The sequence below is a fragment of the Tenacibaculum aquimarinum genome, assembly GCF_022478115.1.
Classification (GTDB): Bacteria; Bacteroidota; Bacteroidia; order Flavobacteriales; family Flavobacteriaceae; genus Polaribacter; species Polaribacter aquimarinum_A.
In genome coordinates, this window is sequence record NZ_JAKGSC010000001.1 from 726,502 (window position 1) to 743,783 (window position 17,282).

Here is a 17,282-nt window from a genome sequence, read left to right on the forward strand (position 1 = left end):
GTTTTTAATTAGTTAATAGAATCTAAATATAGCAAAAAAATTACGATTTTTTACAAAACAATCTAATTGTTAATAAGTTAGGCTTGTTTTTATGCGCTTCCAAAGTGAAAAAGAGGATCTCCCATATTTACTATAGGAAAGTAATTTACAGATATAATATAACCATCTTGAGGTGCTTTTACAGCAAATTTTGTTTCGCCATACGTATCCATAATAAAACCAAGAATTTGTCCTTTTTTTATTTTTGCACCGTTTTTTACTTTTAGATTAAAAAGCCCAGCAACCTTAGCGCGTATCCATTTTCGTTTGGTAATAATGATTGCTTCTTTTCCTTTAGAAATTTCAACAGAAGCATTAATCATTTTAAAATATTTTAAAATACGTAGTGTTCCGTTAATTCCTTCTTGGATTGCCTTTTCATCTAAACGAAGCGATTCTCCTCCTTCATAAACAATAATTGGAATGTTTTTTTTAAAACAAGCATTTCTAAACGATTTTGGAATTAGTTTAGAGCCAAACATTAAAGGTGCATTAAAAAGTGTTGCTAAAAATTTTGCTTGCTTATCTTCTTGAGTAAACCGTATTTGAGGAAAATTATTTCTTTGTGCACCGCCTGTATGGAAATCGATTCCAAAATCTACATTATCAATTATTTCGTGCATTAAGTAATACGCCATTCGGCTTGCTAATGAACCAGCTTTTGTACCTGGAAAACTTCTATTAACATCTTTTCCGTGCATGTCTCGAGATAAACTTAAAAATCCAAAAACATTTAAAAGCGGAACTACAATAACACAGCCTCTCTCAATTTTATAAGATTTATCAATAAGCATTCTTCTTACTAGCTCAACACTATTTACCTCGTCTCCGTGTAAACCACCTTGTAACAAAACAGTTGGTCCAGCTTTTTTACCATTAAAAACATATACGGGAATTTCAATTAAAGTCCCAGTTGGTAATCTATCTACAGGAATTTTTATTAGTTTAGATTCTCCTAAACCAACTTTTTGACCACGTATTTCTACTATTTCGTTTTTAAATTCTTTTTCGAACATTTATTTACTACATAATTAATAATTCCTTCTGCTATATTTACTTTTGTGTAGGCTTCAATTCCTTGTAAACCTGGCGTAGAATTTACTTCAATTAATAAAGGACCACGTTTAGAACGTATAATATCTACACCTGCAATTGGCAAACCTAAATATTTTGCAGCTTTTATTGCCATTTTTTGTTCTTGTTCAGTTAAAACAGCAACAGAACCACTTCCTCCAAGATGTATATTAGAGCGAAAGTCATCATCTAAACCCTTACGTTGCATTGCAGAAAGAATCTTATTTCCTACTACAAAAGCTCTAAAATCTTCACTATTACTTTCTTTAATAAATTCTTGTAATAAAATACTGTTTTTCATGCTGTACATGGTATCAATAATTGATTTTGCAGATTGTTTACTTTCTGCCAACATTACACCAACGCCTTGAGTACCTTCTTGTAATTTTATTACAACTGGTGCGCCACCTAATAATTCTATTTGTTCTTTTATATTATCTGTATCAACTGAAAAAAGTGTGTCAGGAATTGGAATTCCTTTTCGGTTCATAATTTGAAGAGTACGAACTTTATTTTGAGAACGAATAATACCTAAAGAACGTGCTGTACTAAAAATACCATTCATTTCAAACTCTTTAACAACTGCAGCACCATGTCGTGTAACTGAAGCGCCTATTCTTGGAATAATTACATCGGGTTGGTTAATAATGTTTTCTCCTTTATAAATAATTTCTCTATTACCACCAGACAGTTTTATAGAGCATTTGGTATGATTTATAATTCTAACATTATGCCCCTGTTTTATGGCTTCTTGGTAAATACGATTTGTAGAATAAATTCTTTCACCAACAGAAAGAATAAATATGTTTAAAGGTTTGCCCATTTGTTACAAATCTAATGAATTTATTTTTTTAAAGTTATACCTTAAAAAGTGTCGATATGTTAGAGTTTGTTAATTTTTTTGATTTCAATTTTGGAAGTAGTAATTTCATCGTCCAAAAACCAAACTAATGAAAATTATCTATCAACTTTTAATGTTGTTTATTACAACTGCATTGTGTGCACAACAGCCAGCAACTTCTACAAATATTGTACAAAATGCTTTAAAACAAAAAGCAGCTTTAGCTAAAACATCACTTGTAAAAAATATTCCATTTAAAAGTATTGGGCCAACAGTTATGAGTGGGCGTGTGGTAGATGTAGATGTAAATCCTAATAACACAACAGAATTTTATGTTGGTTATGCTTCTGGCGGATTGTGGTATACAAACAATAACGGAACAACGCTTACGCCAGTTTTAGACAACTCTCCAACGCAAAACATCGGTGATATTGCCGTAGATTGGAATAATGGAACTATTTGGGTTGGAACAGGAGAAAACAACTCTTCGCGTTCTAGTTATGCCGGAATTGGTATTTTAAAATCTACAGATAAAGGAAAAACTTGGGAAAATGTTGGTTTGCTAGACAGTCATCATATTGGGCGAATCTTAATCAACCCTAAAAACCCAAATGAAGTTCTCGTTGGAGCTATTGGACATTTATATTCTCCAAATTCAGAAAGAGGTATTTTTAAAACTACTGATGGAGGAAAAACGTGGCGTAAAACATTATTTATTGATGAAAATACAGGAATTATAGATGTTGCAGTTGCACCAGAAAATTTTAATGTTATGTATGCAGCCTCTTGGGAAAGAGAACGTAAAGCATGGAATTTTGATGGAGATGGGAAAAATTCTTCAATTTATAAATCTACAGATGCCGGTAATACTTGGTCAAAAATTTCTGATGAAAGTGGATTTCCTATTGGAGATGGAGTTGGTAGAATAGGATTGGCTGTTTTTAATGAAAATATAGTGTATGCTTTACATGACAGTCAATACCGAAGAAAACCAGAGAGTAAAAAAACAGCGTCTTTTAACTTTTCAAAAAAACAATTTGAAAATTTAAGTTCTGCTGATGTCTTAGCATTAAGAAATAAAACCTTAGATAATTATTTGAAAGCCTATGGTTTTCAAGAAAAATTTAGAGCAGAAAACGCAAAACAATTATTAAGACCTGGAGGTGTTAAGCCAAAAGAATTAATGACTTTCTTAGAAAATGAAATGGCAGTAGCTTTTGAAGAACCAGTAATAGGTGCTGAGGTTTTTAAAACAATAGATGGAGGTAAAAACTGGCAAAAAACAAACACTATGTATTTAGATGGTATTTATAGTTCTTATGGATATTATTTTGGTGAAATTAGAGTAGACTTACAAGACGAAAACAGTATTTATGTTTTAGGTGTTGGCATTATTAAATCTAAAGATGGCGGTAAAACATTTACGTCTATTAGTAGCGAAAATGTACATGCAGATCATCAAGCATTATGGGTAAATCCTAAAAAAACTGGACATTTAATTGAAGGAAATGATGGTGGATTAAACATTTCTTATGATGATGGAGAAAACTGGATAAAATTAAACAATGCAGCTGTTGGACAATTTTATACGGTGTATGCAGACAATCAAAAAAACTATAACGTTTATGGTGGTTTGCAAGATAATGGTGTTTGGTTTGGACCTAATAATGCAAAGATTGAAAAAAGATGGCATCAAACAGGTCAAAATCCTTATAAGTCAATTATGGGCGGAGACGGAATGCAAGTTCAGGTAGATGATAGAAACCCTAATATTGTATATACAGGTTATCAATTCGGGAATTATTATCGCTTAAATTTAGAAACTGAGGAACAAGAATATATTCAACCAAAACCAAAAAAAGACGAAAAACCGTATCGTTTTAACTGGCAAACTCCAATTCATTTATCAAAACACAATCAAGATATCTTGTATTTAGGAGGAAATAAATTACACCGTTCTTTAGACAAAGGAGATAATTGGGAAGAAATTTCTGAAGATTTAACCACTGGCGGAAAAGAAGGAAATGTTGCGTACGGAACGCTAACTAGTATTTCTGAAAGTCCTTTTCAATTTGGTTTAATTTATACAGGTTCAGATGACGGTTATATTAATATTACAAAAAACGGTGGAGGAAATTGGACACGCATTTCTAATAACTTACCGCAAAATTTATGGGTTTCTAGAGTAATCGCTTCAAAATTTAAAAAAGAACGCGTGTATGCAACTTTAAACGGATATCGATTTGATGATTTTACAAGCTACGTTTATGTTTCTGAAGATTATGGACAAACATGGAAAAGTATAAGTAGTAACATTCCAACAGCGGCTGTTAATGTTATAAAAGAAGATTCAGAAAATGAAAATGTTTTGTACTTAGGAACAGATAATGGTTTGTATGTTTCTTTTAATCAAGGAAATTCTTGGGAAGTGTTTAGTAACAACTTACCTAATGTTGCTGTACACGATTTAGTAATTCAGCCAACAGCAAAAGATTTAATTGTTGGTACACATGGTAGAAGTATTTACAAGGCAAATATTGAAACTATACAAGGAGTTTCTGAAACTATTTTAGCAAAATCAACACATCTTTTTTCGGTAAATGATATTAAAAAAAGTAAAAGATGGGGAAGTTCATGGAGTCAATGGAGACCGGCAAATACACCAGAAATGAGTATCCCATTTTATGCAAATTCTAATAAAGAAGTAACCTTAGATATTTTTTCTGACAATATAAAAGTAAATACAATTAAGGTAAATGCAGACAAGGGTTTTAATGAAGCAAAGTTTGATGTTTCTTTTTCTGAAAAAGGAAGAAAAGCATATGCTAAAAAAAGTAAAGAAACTAAAGTTGTGGCAGCCAAAAACAACGTATTTTATTTACCAAAAGGAAAGTATACAATTAAATTAAATGGAGAAGCACAAGAATTTGAAGTTAAATAAATATGTAACATTTGTTGATTTTTATACTCTAATAAGTATAAATAACTTTTAATTATGAGCAAACCACTAAATTATACCTGTCCAAAATGTAATTCAAAAGACTATAAAGTTGGGAAAATGCGAGCCACAGGAGGTTTTTGGACTAAGTTTTTTAACATTCAAAGTGAAAAATTTACAAGTGTTACTTGTAAAAGATGTAGTTATACAGAGTTTTACAAGGCTCCAACTTCTGCATTAAGTAATATTTTTGATTTCTTTGGAAACTAAAAAACATTGATATATTTGCCATTATGGGAATTATACAAGTAAACAACATACGCCTTTTTTCTAACCATGGATGTTTAGATGAAGAAGCAAAAATTGGCTCTGAATATAGAGTTGATGTAGAAATAAAAGCATCTTTAAGAAAATCTTCTAAAACAGATAACTTAGTAGATACGGTAGATTATGTGCATTTAAATCATATTGTAAAAGAAGAAATGGCAATACGATCGGAGTTGCTAGAACACGTTGCAGAGCGCATTTTAACACGTTTTTTTAAAGAAATTAGAATGATACGAAGAGCAAAAGTTAGTGTTGCAAAAATAAACCCACCAATAGGCGGAAACGTAGCAGAAGTAGTTATTGTTTTAACAAAAAAGCGTTAAAATTAAAAAATGCTTGTAATACTTGTAAATTTACGTAAATTTGCAATCCTTAAAACAGGTTGTTATTTGTTTTAAAACTTAAAAGGTGTCTTGGCCGAGTGGCTAGGCAATGGTTTGCAAAACCATGTACAGCGGTTCGAATCCGCTAGACACCTCAAAAAACTCTATTAATCGTAAGATTTTTAGAGTTTTTTACTTTTTAGCGTTTTTCTCCTGAATAATTTCGGCGATAGGTTTGTTCTCAATCTTACTTTCTAGCCAAGATAAAATGTCTAAATAAAGGAAAGCTCTTTTTTCAAAAGGATGATTTTCGTATAATTTTAATCGACCATGAATCTTTTTAAATTCATTCTTCATTTCATTAGGAAAAACATCTTGAAGAGATTTTATAGAGAAAATAAACTCCTTTTGAACCTCTTGTAAGTTTTCCATTTTTAGCAAGAACTTATAGGTTTCTTTAAATTGCTTTTCTAAATGATAGTCTAAGCCACACTCATAATGCGCAATTAAACTTAAAATCCTTGCAAAACACTGTAAATCTTCGCCAACATATAGGTTTTTAGCGCTAATTATTTTAGAAAGATATTCTATACATTTCTTGTTTTCACCCATTCCAAAATACAAACAGGCAATTTTATAATACAACGTTATTATATGATGTTTGTCTAATCTATTATTGTATTCAAGCGCTTTTTTATTAATTTCTTCAACTAAATATTCACCTTTATTAAAAGTTCCTTCTAAAAAATGTTTGTGAAGTTGATTGGCATAATAATATTGAAAAATTAAAATTTCAGTATTGCCATTTATTGGAATTTGATCTTCATTAATTGCTTTTTCAAACAAAATCAACTCTTTATTAAACTCTTTTTTATGTTGAATGATAAATAAAGATTCCAATAAATAATTAATCCCTTTTAGATAAAAAACAGGGTTTAATTGAATCATTTTTGGGTATTCTCTAAATAAATTTACCCAACTAGAAGAGTATTTGTAGCCGTTTATAAAATTTTGTGTTAAAAAACTTCGCCACAAATGCGCTTTATATAACCAAAGACGTTCTCTAAAACCCAAAGATTTGTACTCAAAATCAGGTAATCTAGAATCAAAATAACCGTTTATTTTTTCAAGTTCATCATTATTACGAGCATAACCTGTTTTTAATAAAACACCGTATAATTGTAAAGATAAATTAGATAATTTACTGGTAAGTACATTTTGTTGACTTAATTCTTTGGCTTGTATAGTAAGTTCATCCGCTCTCGTATCAATACTTCTTGTTATGTATTGACTTTCAATTATTTTTTCTAATTCAACAATTTCATAAGCAATATTTTTTTCTTCATTATCAATTGCTAGTGTTTTTGCTTTGTCAAGTAGTTTTAAACTTTGTTTGTATAAACCTTTTTGATATAAAACTGTAGCAAAATCCAATTGCTCACGTACCTGAACCCTAATGTTTTTATGTGCAGGATTCATTCGTAAACTAACCAATATTTGTTTGTATAAATGCGCTTTTAAATTAGATAATTGCTGTTTACTTACAATACCTTTATTTAAAATTGCTTTCTCATCGTACTTTTTTTGCTTTTCTAAAAATTTGAATAAAATAAAAAATTTTGCATCAGTATTACCACCTAATCTACCAATATACAAGTTAAATTGGCGCTTTTCTGACTTAGTTAAAGACTGAATTAGTACAAATAAAGCATCATTTTGTTGGTTAGATTTTGTAAAAAAATTCATTTAAAATACTGTTAATTAGTGTTTTATGTTTTTATTTATATAACTTGATGTCGTGAAAAGTTTTTAAGAGTAAACTTTTATGAATAGCCAATATATACATTTGATTCTATAATGATAATTATTTTAGATAATGAATAACGATAAAATCCAAATATTTGACACAACACTGCGTGATGGCGAACAAGTTCCAGGTTGTAAATTAAACACTGAACAAAAAGTTATTATTGCAGGAAAATTAGATTTATTAGGAGTTGATGTTATTGAAGCTGGTTTCCCAGTTTCTAGCCCTGGAGATTTTAAATCTGTAGAAGAAATTTCTAAAATAGTAAAAAACGCTACAGTTTGTGGTTTAACTAGAGCTGTAGAAAATGATATAAAAGTAGCTTCGGAAGCTTTAAAATATGCTGTAAAACCAAGAATACATACAGGAATTGGAACTTCAGATTCGCATATATTTCATAAATTTAAGTCTAACAAAGATGCAATAATTGAGCGTGCTTTTAATGCTGTAAAATACGCAAAGTCTTTTGTTGAAGATGTAGAGTTTTATGCTGAAGATGCAGGAAGAACAGATAACGAGTATTTAGCTAGAGTTTGTGAAGCAGCAATTAAAGCAGGTGCAACGGTTTTAAATATTCCTGATACAACAGGTTATTGTTTACCAAGTGAATATGGTGCCAAAATTAAGTACTTAAAAGAAAACGTAAAAGGTATAGAAAAAGCAATTTTATCTTGCCATTGCCATAACGATTTAGGTTTAGCAACAGCTAATTCTATTGAAGGTGTTATAAATGGAGCTCGCCAAATTGAATGTACCATTAATGGTATTGGAGAACGTGCAGGAAATACTGCTTTAGAAGAGGTTGTTATGGTTTTAAAACAACACCCTTATCTAAATTTAGATACAAATATTAACACACAAATGTTGTATGGAATGAGTCAACTTGTTTCAGAAAGTATGGGTATTTATACGCAACCTAACAAGGCAATTGTTGGTGCAAATGCATTTGCTCATAGTTCTGGAATTCATCAAGATGGCGTTATAAAAAACCGTGAAACTTATGAGATTATAGATCCAAAAGATGTAGGTGTAACAGAATCTGCTATTGTTTTAACAGCAAGAAGTGGTAGAGCAGCTTTAGCTTATAGAGCAAAGAATGTAGGTTATGAATTAACAAAACTACAATTAGATGAAATTTATGCAAGCTTTCTAACTTTTGCAGATAAAAAGAAAGAAATTAATGATGCAGATATTCATCAAATAATAGAAACTAGTAAAATTTACAAACAAATAATTTCTGCATAGATGAAGAAGACACTATTTGATAAAGTCTGGGATGCACATGTTGTAGACACTATAGAAAATGGACCGCAGGTTCTATATATAGATAAACACTTAATACACGAAGTAACAAGTCCGCAAGCTTTTAATGAATTAGAAGATCGCGGAATTCCTGTATTTAGACCAAACCAGATTGTAGCAACCGCAGATCATAATACACCAACACAAAATCAAGATCAACCAATAAAAGATGAGTTGTCTAGAAAACAGCTAGAACAATTATCAAAAAATTGCCATAAAAATAACATCACATTATTTGAATTAGGTCATAAATACAATGGCATTGTACATGTTATGGCTCCAGAATTAGGTATTACGCAACCGGGAATGACTATGGTTTGTGGAGATAGTCATACCTCAACTCATGGTGCATTCGGAACTATTGCATTTGGTATAGGAACAAGTCAAGTAGCACAAGTCTTTGCTAGTCAATGTTTGTTACTTACAAAACCAAAAAGTTTACGAGTTTCGGTTAATGGTAAATTAAAGAATGGCGTCTTACCAAAAGACGTTATTCTTTATATTATTTCTAAATTAGGTACTAATTCTGGTACAGGATATTTTTGCGAATACGCAGGAAATGTCTTTGAAGAAATGAGTATGGAAGGAAGAATGACAGTTTGTAATATGAGTATAGAAATGGGTGCTCGTGGAGGAATGATTGCTCCAGATCAAACCACATTTGATTATGTTGAAGGAAGAGAATATGCTCCAAAAGGAGAAGCTTTTGATAAAAAAGTAGCGCATTGGAAAACATTACCAACCGATGAAGGAGCAACTTTTGATAAAGAATATTCTTTTGACGCAGAAGATATAGAACCAATGATTACCTATGGAACTAATCCTGGAATGGGAATTAAAATCACAGAAAATATTCCTGTAGAAGACAATGCTTCTTTTAAAAAGTCTTTAGAATACATGAATTTTGAAGCTGGAGAAAGTTTGATAAATAAACCAATTAACTACGTATTTATTGGTAGTTGTACTAATTCTAGAATTGAAGATTTTAGAGTGGCAGCAAACTTTATAAAAGGAAAACAAAAAGCAGCAAATGTTACTGCTTGGTTAGTTCCGGGAAGTAAACAAGTAGAAACACAAATTATAGAAGAAGGTTTAAAAGATATTTTTGACGAAGCTGGTTTTGAATTAAGACAACCAGGTTGTTCGGCATGTTTAGCAATGAATGATGATAAAATTCCGCAAGGAGAATATTGCGTTTCTACTTCAAACAGAAATTTTGAAGGAAGACAAGGACAAGGTTCTAGAACTATTTTAGCAAGTCCGTTAGTAGCTGCAGCAACTGCTGTAGAAGGAAAAATTATTGATATTACAAAACAACTTAATTAATATGGAAAAGTTTACAACATTAAATTCTAAGGCAATTCCGTTACAAATTGAGAATGTAGATACAGATCAAATAATACCTGCTCGTTTTTTAAAAGCAACAGATAAAAAAGGATTTGGTGATAATGTTTTTAGAGATTGGAGATTTAAAAAAGACGGTTCTATAAATGCAGATTTTGCTTTAAACAATGCTAATTACTCTGGTACAATTTTAGTTGCTGGAGATAATTTTGGTTGTGGTTCTAGTAGAGAACATGCAGCTTGGGCTTTAACTGGTTATGGCTTTAAAGTAGTTGTTTCTAGTTTTTTTGCTGACATTTTTAAAGGTAATGCACTAAACAATGGTTTGTTGCCTGTACAAGTTTCTGAAAGTTTTTTAAAAGAACTATTAAAAACGATAGAAAACAAGCCAGAAACAGAAATAACAGTTAATTTAGAAGCACAGACTATTTCGGTAAATAATACCAATTTGTCTGAATCTTTTGAAATTGATGCATACAAAAAAACATGTATGATTAATGGTTATGACGATATTGATTACTTGCTAAGTAAAAAAGCAGTAATTGAAGAATTTGAAAACGCTGCTAGTAGATAAGCGCGTTAGCGATTGAAGAGGCATCCTTTTTTAAGGAACGAGAAAAAGATATAACGGAAAGCGCGACCTTTAGGGAACGCCCAAAAAAATAAATAATTAGATGAAATTAAAAATAGCAGTTTTACCAGGAGATGGTATTGGGCCAGAAGTAACAGAACAAGCAATTAAGGCTTTAAATGCAATTGCTTTAGAGTTTGATCATACATTTACCTATAAACATGCACCAGTTGGCGCAATAGCAATTGATGAAACAGGAAACCCTTTACCTGAGAAAACATTAGACGTTTGCGAAGCTACAGATGCTATTTTATTTGGCGCTATTGGAGATCCAAAATATGATAATAATCCGGATGCAAAGGTGCGTCCAGAACAAGGTTTATTGCGTTTGCGTAAATCTTTAGGTTTGTACGCAAACATAAGACCTGTTAAGGCTTATGAAACGCTATTAGATAAATCGCCTTTAAAAAAGCACATTATTGAAGGTACAGATATTAGTATTTATAGAGAATTAACTGGCGGAATTTATTTTGGCGAAAAATATTTAAGTGAAGATGGAAATACAGCTTCAGATTTATGTTTATATACAAAGCCAGAAATTGAGCGTATTGCGCATTTAGCTTTTAAAGCTGCAGGATCAAGAAAAAACAAAGTGACTTTAGTAGACAAAGCAAATGTTTTAGAAAGTTCTAGACTTTGGCGAAAAGTGGTAACTGAAGTTGCCGTAAATTACCCAAAAGTAACATTAGATTTCTTGTTTGTAGATAACGCAGCAATGCAAATGATTTTAAATCCAAAACAGTTTGATGTTATTCTAACGGAAAATATGTTTGGAGATATTATTAGTGATGAAGCTAGTGTAATTGGTGGTTCTATTGGGTTATTAGCATCGGCTTCGGTTGGAGATAAATTTGCAATGTTTGAGCCAATACATGGTTCTTATCCACAAGCAAAAGGAAAAGGAATTGCAAATCCTATTGCTTCTATTTTATCTGCTGCAATGCTTTTAGATCATTTTGAATTATTTGAAGAGGCAGATTTAATTAGAAAAGCTGTAGAAAAAGCATTAATTCTTAATATAACAACTCCAGATTTAAACGCAGATCATAATGTATCTACTTCTAAAGTTGGAGATTTTATAGCTGATTATATTTCAAACCCTAATGATTCTAATCTTAATTTTACAAACATCCATTTAGGACAATCTACAATAATATAAATTACATGTCTACACAACCAAAACTCACAAGGTTTAATCAAAATGTATTATCGAAGTATCAAATATACAATAGTATATTTATGACACTTCCTTTTGATACAATTACTAAAACAGGTGCTCTTTTGCCTCTTTTTCATGAGACTTGCCAGAAAGGATTTTCTCAAAAAGACAATCCTACAACTATTGTAGAGACTTTTTTTAAAAAATATCAATCTAGTAGATCAAAAGAGAGTCAAACTAATTTATTGTTCAGATTTATTCAATATATAGAACGTCAAGTTGTATTGTTTGATGCCATTGAAGATGCCGCTTTTCCTGTGGTAAATAATATGGACGGAATTGGTACGCTTAGAAGTTTAAAGGAAAGTGCCTCTGCTGAAAATAAATTGGAAGCACTTAAAGCTTACCTTGAAGAATTTAAAGTACGTATTGTACTAACAGCACATCCAACACAATTTTACCCAGGTTCAGTTTTAGGTATTATTACAGATTTAACTGAAGCTATTCGAGAGAATGATTTACTTAAAATAAACGACCTTCTAGCACAGTTAGGAAAAACGCCATTTTTTAAACATCAAAAACCTACACCTTACGACGAGGCTGTTAGTTTAATATGGTATTTAGAAAATGTGTTTTATAAATCTTTTGGATCAATTTACGATTATATTCAGCAAAATATTTTTGAAGGAGAACACATTAATAATGATATTATAAATATTGGCTTTTGGCCAGGAGGAGATAGAGATGGAAATCCATTTGTAACTCCAGAAATAACATTAAAAGTAGCTAATAGATTACGAGATACAGTTATTAAAAACTATTATCGTGACATTAGACGATTAAGAAGAAAGCTAACATTTGAAGGTGTGGAAAACCGTATAACTATATTAGAACGCGAGTTATATAAAATGATTACTAATCAGGAATCAGATTTAATTTTAACGTCTTTTAATGCTGAATTAAAAGAAATAAAACAAGTTATTATAGACAAACATCAATCGCTTTATGTCGATGAAGTAAATAGTTTGTTGAATAAAATTCACCTTTTCGGTTTTCATTTTGCTAATCTTGATATTCGTCAAGATAGTAGAAAACATGAACAGTTTTTTAATGATATGGTTAACGCTTTAATTGAAAGTGGTAGTGCTATATTTCCTGAAAATTATCATGATTTATCTGAAACAGAACAAGTAAAATTATTGTCTAAAGTTGAAGGTTCAGTAGATTTATCTTTAATTAAAGATGAAGAAACGCTGAAGGCTTTAAATACAATGAAAGCTATAAAAACCATTCAAACTACAAATGGAGAAGTAGCAGCAAACCGTTATATTATTAGTAATAACCAAACAACTTTACATGTTATGCAGTTGTTTGCTATGTTAAAACTAGTTGCTTTTCAAGATAAACTTACAGTTGATGTTGGGCCTTTATTTGAAACTATTACAGATTTAGAAAATGCGCCTCAAGTAATGGAAGATTTGTATACAAATCCAGAATACGCTGCACATTTAAAATCTAGAGGAAACAAGCAAACAATTATGCTTGGTTTTAGTGATGGAACAAAAGATGGTGGTTATTTAATGGCCAATTGGGCAATCTATAAAGCAAAAGAGAACTTAACTACAATCTCAAGAAAATACGGTGTTACTGTTATATTCTTTGATGGACGTGGTGGACCTCCAGCTCGTGGTGGTGGAAAAACGCATAATTTTTATGCTTCACTAGGACCAACAATTGAAGATAAAGAAGTACAATTAACAATACAAGGACAAACAATTAGTTCTAATTTCGGGACATTAGATTCGTCTCAATATAACCTAGAACAATTAATTAGTTCAGGTATTTATAATAGTTTAAGCGATAAAGATTTAAGTATGCTTCCTGAAAATAGGGAAGTAATGACAGATTTATCTGAACGAAGCTATAAAGCATATTCAGATTTTAAGGCACACCCTAAATTCATTTCGTATTTAGAACATATGAGTACTTTAAAATATTATGCAAAAACTAATATTGGAAGTCGCCCTTCTAAGCGAGGAAAGGCGGAAGGCTTAGTTTTTGAAGATTTAAGAGCAATACCTTTTGTAGGTTCTTGGAGTCAGTTAAAACAAAACGTACCAGGTTTCTTTGGTGTTGGAACTGCTTTAAAATACTATGAAGACACTAATACATTTGAAAAAGTACAAACGCTATTTAAAACTTCAGATTTCTTTAAAACGTTAATTGAAAATAGCATGATGTCATTATCAAAATCATTTTTCGATTTAACAAAATATATGAGTGAAGATGAAGAGTATGGAGGTTTTTGGAATGTTATTTATGAAGAATATAAAACATCTAAACGCTTACTTCTAAAACTTACTGGCTACACAGAGCTTATGCAAGAAGAGCCTGCTGGAAGTGCATCTATTGCTGTTAGAGAGTCTATAGTTTTACCGTTGTTAACGATACAGCAATATGCTTTAAAGAAAATACAGGAGCTTGAAAAAGCTGAAACTAGAGATGAAGAACAAATAAAAGTTTATGAGAAATTGGTAACACGTTCTCTATTTGGTAATATAAATGCTAGTAGAAATTCTGCCTAAGAAAGAATAACAATTTATAAAGTTAGGCCTGTCAATTTGTTAAAATTGACAGGCCTTTTTTTTGGTTTCATTTAGAAAAATTTATTGCATAAAAAAACCTCGAAACATATTTTTTTCGAGGTTTTAGTTTGAATTTAACTAAAATTAATGCTCGTTCAATCTAAAGTCTGGATAAGCATCCATACCGTGTTCATGAGCATCAAGACCTTCTAATTCTTCTTTTTCAGAAACTCTTATTCCAACTGTTTTCTTTAATATGAAAAATATTATAAAAGATGATACAATACATATTGCAGCATAACAAGCTACACCTGTTAATTGTGCTATAAATGTATGATCTGGGTTTGTAGAAAAGATACCAACAGCTAACGTACCCCAAATACCACAGATTAAGTGTACAGCAATTGCTCCAACTGGGTCATCTAATTTAATTGCATCTACAAAACTAACAGCAAATACAATAAGTGCTCCAGCAATAGCACCAATTAAAATAGCGCTTTCTGGTGTCATTACATCTGCACCAGCAGTTATACCAACTAAACCTCCTAAAATACCGTTTAAGAACATTGTTAAATCTAGGTTCTTATATCTAATAAAAGAAACTAGAGCAGCAACTACACCACCTGCAGCAGCAGCTAAGCATGTTGTAACTAACGTTAAAGATGTTAATTCTGGATCTGCAGAAAGTACAGAACCTCCATTAAATCCAAACCAACCTAACCATAAAATTAAAACACCAGCTGTTGCTAATGGAATACTATGTCCAGGAATTGCTTGTGGTTTACCATCTTTAAATTTACCTATTCTAGATCCAAGTAACCAAACTGCAACTAAAGCAGCCCAACCACCAACAGAGTGTACAAGTGTAGAACCAGCAAAATCATAGAAACCTAATTGGTCTAAGAATCCTCCACCCCATTTCCATGAACCAGCAATTGGATAAATTAATCCAACATATATTACTGTAAAAATCATAAATGGTCCAATTTTCATACGTTCTGCAACGGCACCAGAAACTATAGTAGCTGCTGTTGCTGCAAACATTCCTTGAAATAAGAAATCTGTCCACCAAGTATAACCACCATCTGCATATTCTGGAGTCATTCCATTTTCTGGAGGAGCAATACCAAAACCAGCAAAGTCTAAAATCCCTGCAGATCCTTCAGCAAAACCAGGATACATTAAATTAAACCCTACTAAATAGTAAAGTAATAACCCTACAGTGATAATAAATATATTTTTGAATAGTATGTTTATTGTGTTTTTTTGTCTTGTTAAACCAATTTCTAAAAATGCAAAACCTGTATGCATAAAGAAAACTAGTGCTGTACAGATCATCATCCATACATTATTTGTAGTAAAAATTTCCATGTTTTTTTATTTAGATATTTTCTTTAAAGTTCCTCCTCCTTTTTCTCCAGTACGTATACGATATGCTTCTGATATATCTGATACAAATATTTTACCATCACCAACATCTCCTGTAGCGGCAGATTTAAGTATAGCATCGATTGTAATTTGTTCAAAATCATCATTTACAACTATAGATAAATATCTACGTTGAATATCACTTGTACTATAACTTACACCTCTGTAGACATGTCCTTCTTTTTCATTACCTAAACCAGTAACATCCCAATAAGAGAAGAAGTTTACATCTACATCATGTAGTGCTTTTTTTACAACAGAAAACTTTGATTTTCTGATAATTGCTTCAATTTTTTTCATAATTAAAATTATTAGTTAGTTAATTTGTTTTTTTAGAAAGAGTAAACTGCAGCTATAGTTAAAGCAGATACACTTTTTTCTGCAGCAAAAGCTTCAATTAATCCATCTTCCGAAGAATCATATCTTAAATCAGTAATCAATTTTAAGTTATCGGTTAAAGATGCATTAGCTGTTAAAGTTAAAGCAAAAACATCTGCATCAGCAGCACCTGCACTTACTTGAAAATATTCAGGACGTAAACCTAAAGCAAACGTATCTGAGAATGTGTTTTGTAAATATAAAGCTGCACCTGTATAACCAGAATCTGTATCCACAGAGTTTGCATAAGCAGCATTTATTCCTAAAAAGAACGTGTCAGATAAATCAAAACCACCTGTATAGTCTAAATATAAAGCATCATCAGATGATCCATCAGAACCGTAAATTACGTTTAAGAATTGACCTTTGTACCCAATTTGACCACCAATTTGCATGTCTCCTCCAAAGTTACCATCTGCACTAGAAATACCGTGCGCATTTGTAAGTGCTAGCATAAAAGATAAGTCTTCAGAAGAAGCATAATCTAATTTAACTCCTGTATGAGAAAAAGGACCTGCATTAAATAAATAAGAAACAGTATAGTTAAAGTTTGCTGAAGGATTAATAACCTCGTAGCCTAAAAAAGTATTGAACTGACCTGCAGTAATTGTTACTTTATCACTCACCTCATAGTAAGCATATAATTGATTTATTGCTCCAGCCATATTAGCATCATCTGCTCTTGGTCCAAAAGCAATATCAGCTACAACTCCAGCTTTTCCTTTTGTATAACCAAATACTGTATTTGCAAAACCTAAACCAAATCCATTTGCATTTCCAGGATTAGCAATTAGTATTCCAGGAGTTCCAGATCCATCTACAAAGTTTGCAGTTCCATATACATCTACAGTTCCACTTAAGGTAAATTTACCTTTTTCTTCTTTTTCTTGTCCAGTTACTATTAAGCTAGTTGCTAATAATAAAGTAAAAATAATTTTTTTCATAATTAAGTTGTTTTAGTTTATGTATTAAGCCCTCAAATCTATCTCAAAAAATGCTTCAAAAAAAAATAAATGGACACTGAAATTTCATTTTTATGATTATGTTATTTTAACATATATTATTTATTGAGTTTAATAAAATTAGGATGTGTTTTTTATAAATTC

The 17,282-nt window shown here is 31.1% G+C and carries 14 protein-coding genes and 1 tRNA gene; 9 read left to right on the forward strand and 6 right to left on the reverse strand.

Annotated features, from left to right (window positions below):
* Positions 1-89 precede the first annotated feature (89 nt).
* Together L1S33_RS03445 and L1S33_RS03450 are read right to left on the reverse strand one after the other, a co-directional pair.
* Positions 90-1,055: a succinylglutamate desuccinylase/aspartoacylase family protein gene (locus tag L1S33_RS03445; RefSeq protein WP_240561243.1), complete on the reverse strand. Its 966-nt coding sequence runs from the start codon at positions 1,053-1,055 to the stop codon at positions 90-92.
* On the reverse strand, positions 1,025-1,936 hold the full coding sequence (locus tag L1S33_RS03450; protein ID WP_240550954.1) for a RimK family alpha-L-glutamate ligase: 912 nt from the start codon (positions 1,934-1,936) through the stop codon (positions 1,025-1,027). Before L1S33_RS03450 ends, L1S33_RS03445 begins: the two co-directional genes overlap by 31 nt.
* A gap of 127 nt (positions 1,937-2,063) precedes the next feature.
* Here L1S33_RS03450 and L1S33_RS03455 point away from each other — a divergent pair, with 127 nt between their 5' ends.
* From L1S33_RS03455 to L1S33_RS03470, 4 genes are all read left to right on the forward strand, one after another.
* Positions 2,064-4,895, forward strand: coding sequence for a VPS10 domain-containing protein (locus tag L1S33_RS03455; protein ID WP_240561244.1), 2,832 nt, complete (start codon positions 2,064-2,066; stop codon positions 4,893-4,895).
* 54 nt (positions 4,896-4,949) lie between these two features.
* Positions 4,950-5,162, forward strand: a complete 213-nt coding sequence (locus L1S33_RS03460) for a zinc ribbon domain-containing protein (RefSeq protein WP_240561245.1) — start codon at positions 4,950-4,952, stop codon at positions 5,160-5,162.
* Positions 5,163-5,185: 23 nt separating this feature from the next.
* Complete coding sequence (gene folB / locus L1S33_RS03465) at positions 5,186-5,542, forward strand: dihydroneopterin aldolase (RefSeq protein ID WP_240550952.1); 357 nt, start codon at positions 5,186-5,188, stop codon at positions 5,540-5,542.
* An 84-nt stretch (positions 5,543-5,626) separates the two neighbouring features.
* Positions 5,627-5,697, forward strand: a tRNA-Cys gene (locus L1S33_RS03470).
* 37 nt (positions 5,698-5,734) lie between these two features.
* Here L1S33_RS03470 and L1S33_RS03475 read toward each other — a convergent pair.
* Positions 5,735-7,288 carry a hypothetical protein gene (locus L1S33_RS03475; RefSeq protein ID WP_240561246.1) on the reverse strand — a complete coding sequence of 518 codons (1,554 nt, stop codon included), beginning with the start codon at positions 7,286-7,288 and terminating at the stop codon, positions 5,735-5,737.
* 130 nt (positions 7,289-7,418) lie between these two features.
* Between L1S33_RS03475 and L1S33_RS03480 the strand changes: the two genes are divergently transcribed.
* From L1S33_RS03480 to L1S33_RS03500, 5 genes are all read left to right on the forward strand, one after another.
* Entirely contained in the window at positions 7,419-8,594 is a 1,176-nt protein-coding gene (locus tag L1S33_RS03480) for a 2-isopropylmalate synthase (protein WP_240561247.1), read from the forward strand.
* Positions 8,595-9,977 carry a 3-isopropylmalate dehydratase large subunit gene (gene leuC / locus L1S33_RS03485; RefSeq protein WP_240561248.1) on the forward strand — a complete coding sequence of 461 codons (1,383 nt, stop codon included), beginning with the start codon at positions 8,595-8,597 and terminating at the stop codon, positions 9,975-9,977. It begins immediately after the preceding gene.
* A gap of 1 nt (position 9,978) precedes the next feature.
* Positions 9,979-10,569: a 3-isopropylmalate dehydratase small subunit gene (gene leuD, locus L1S33_RS03490; protein WP_240561249.1), complete on the forward strand. Its 591-nt coding sequence runs from the start codon at positions 9,979-9,981 to the stop codon at positions 10,567-10,569.
* Between the two features lie 100 nt (positions 10,570-10,669).
* A complete protein-coding gene (gene leuB / locus L1S33_RS03495; protein WP_240561250.1) occupies positions 10,670-11,785 on the forward strand; it encodes a 3-isopropylmalate dehydrogenase in 1,116 nt (371 codons plus the stop codon).
* Positions 11,786-11,790: 5 nt separating this feature from the next.
* On the forward strand, positions 11,791-14,370 hold the full coding sequence (locus L1S33_RS03500; RefSeq protein WP_240561251.1) for a phosphoenolpyruvate carboxylase: 2,580 nt from the start codon (positions 11,791-11,793) through the stop codon (positions 14,368-14,370).
* Between the two features lie 144 nt (positions 14,371-14,514).
* Here L1S33_RS03500 and L1S33_RS03505 read toward each other — a convergent pair whose 3' ends face one another.
* Genes L1S33_RS03505 through L1S33_RS03515 form a run of 3 tightly spaced genes read right to left on the reverse strand, consistent with a single transcriptional unit; the run spans position 14,515 to position 17,120 of the window.
* Positions 14,515-15,741, reverse strand: coding sequence for an ammonium transporter (locus tag L1S33_RS03505; protein WP_240561252.1), 1,227 nt, complete (start codon positions 15,739-15,741; stop codon positions 14,515-14,517).
* A 6-nt stretch (positions 15,742-15,747) separates the two neighbouring features.
* Positions 15,748-16,098 carry a P-II family nitrogen regulator gene (locus tag L1S33_RS03510; RefSeq protein ID WP_072556458.1) on the reverse strand — a complete coding sequence of 117 codons (351 nt, stop codon included), beginning with the start codon at positions 16,096-16,098 and terminating at the stop codon, positions 15,748-15,750.
* Between the two features lie 32 nt (positions 16,099-16,130).
* Positions 16,131-17,120, reverse strand: a complete 990-nt coding sequence (locus tag L1S33_RS03515; RefSeq protein WP_240561253.1) for an outer membrane beta-barrel protein — start codon at positions 17,118-17,120, stop codon at positions 16,131-16,133.
* Between the last annotated feature and the right edge of the window lie 162 nt (positions 17,121-17,282).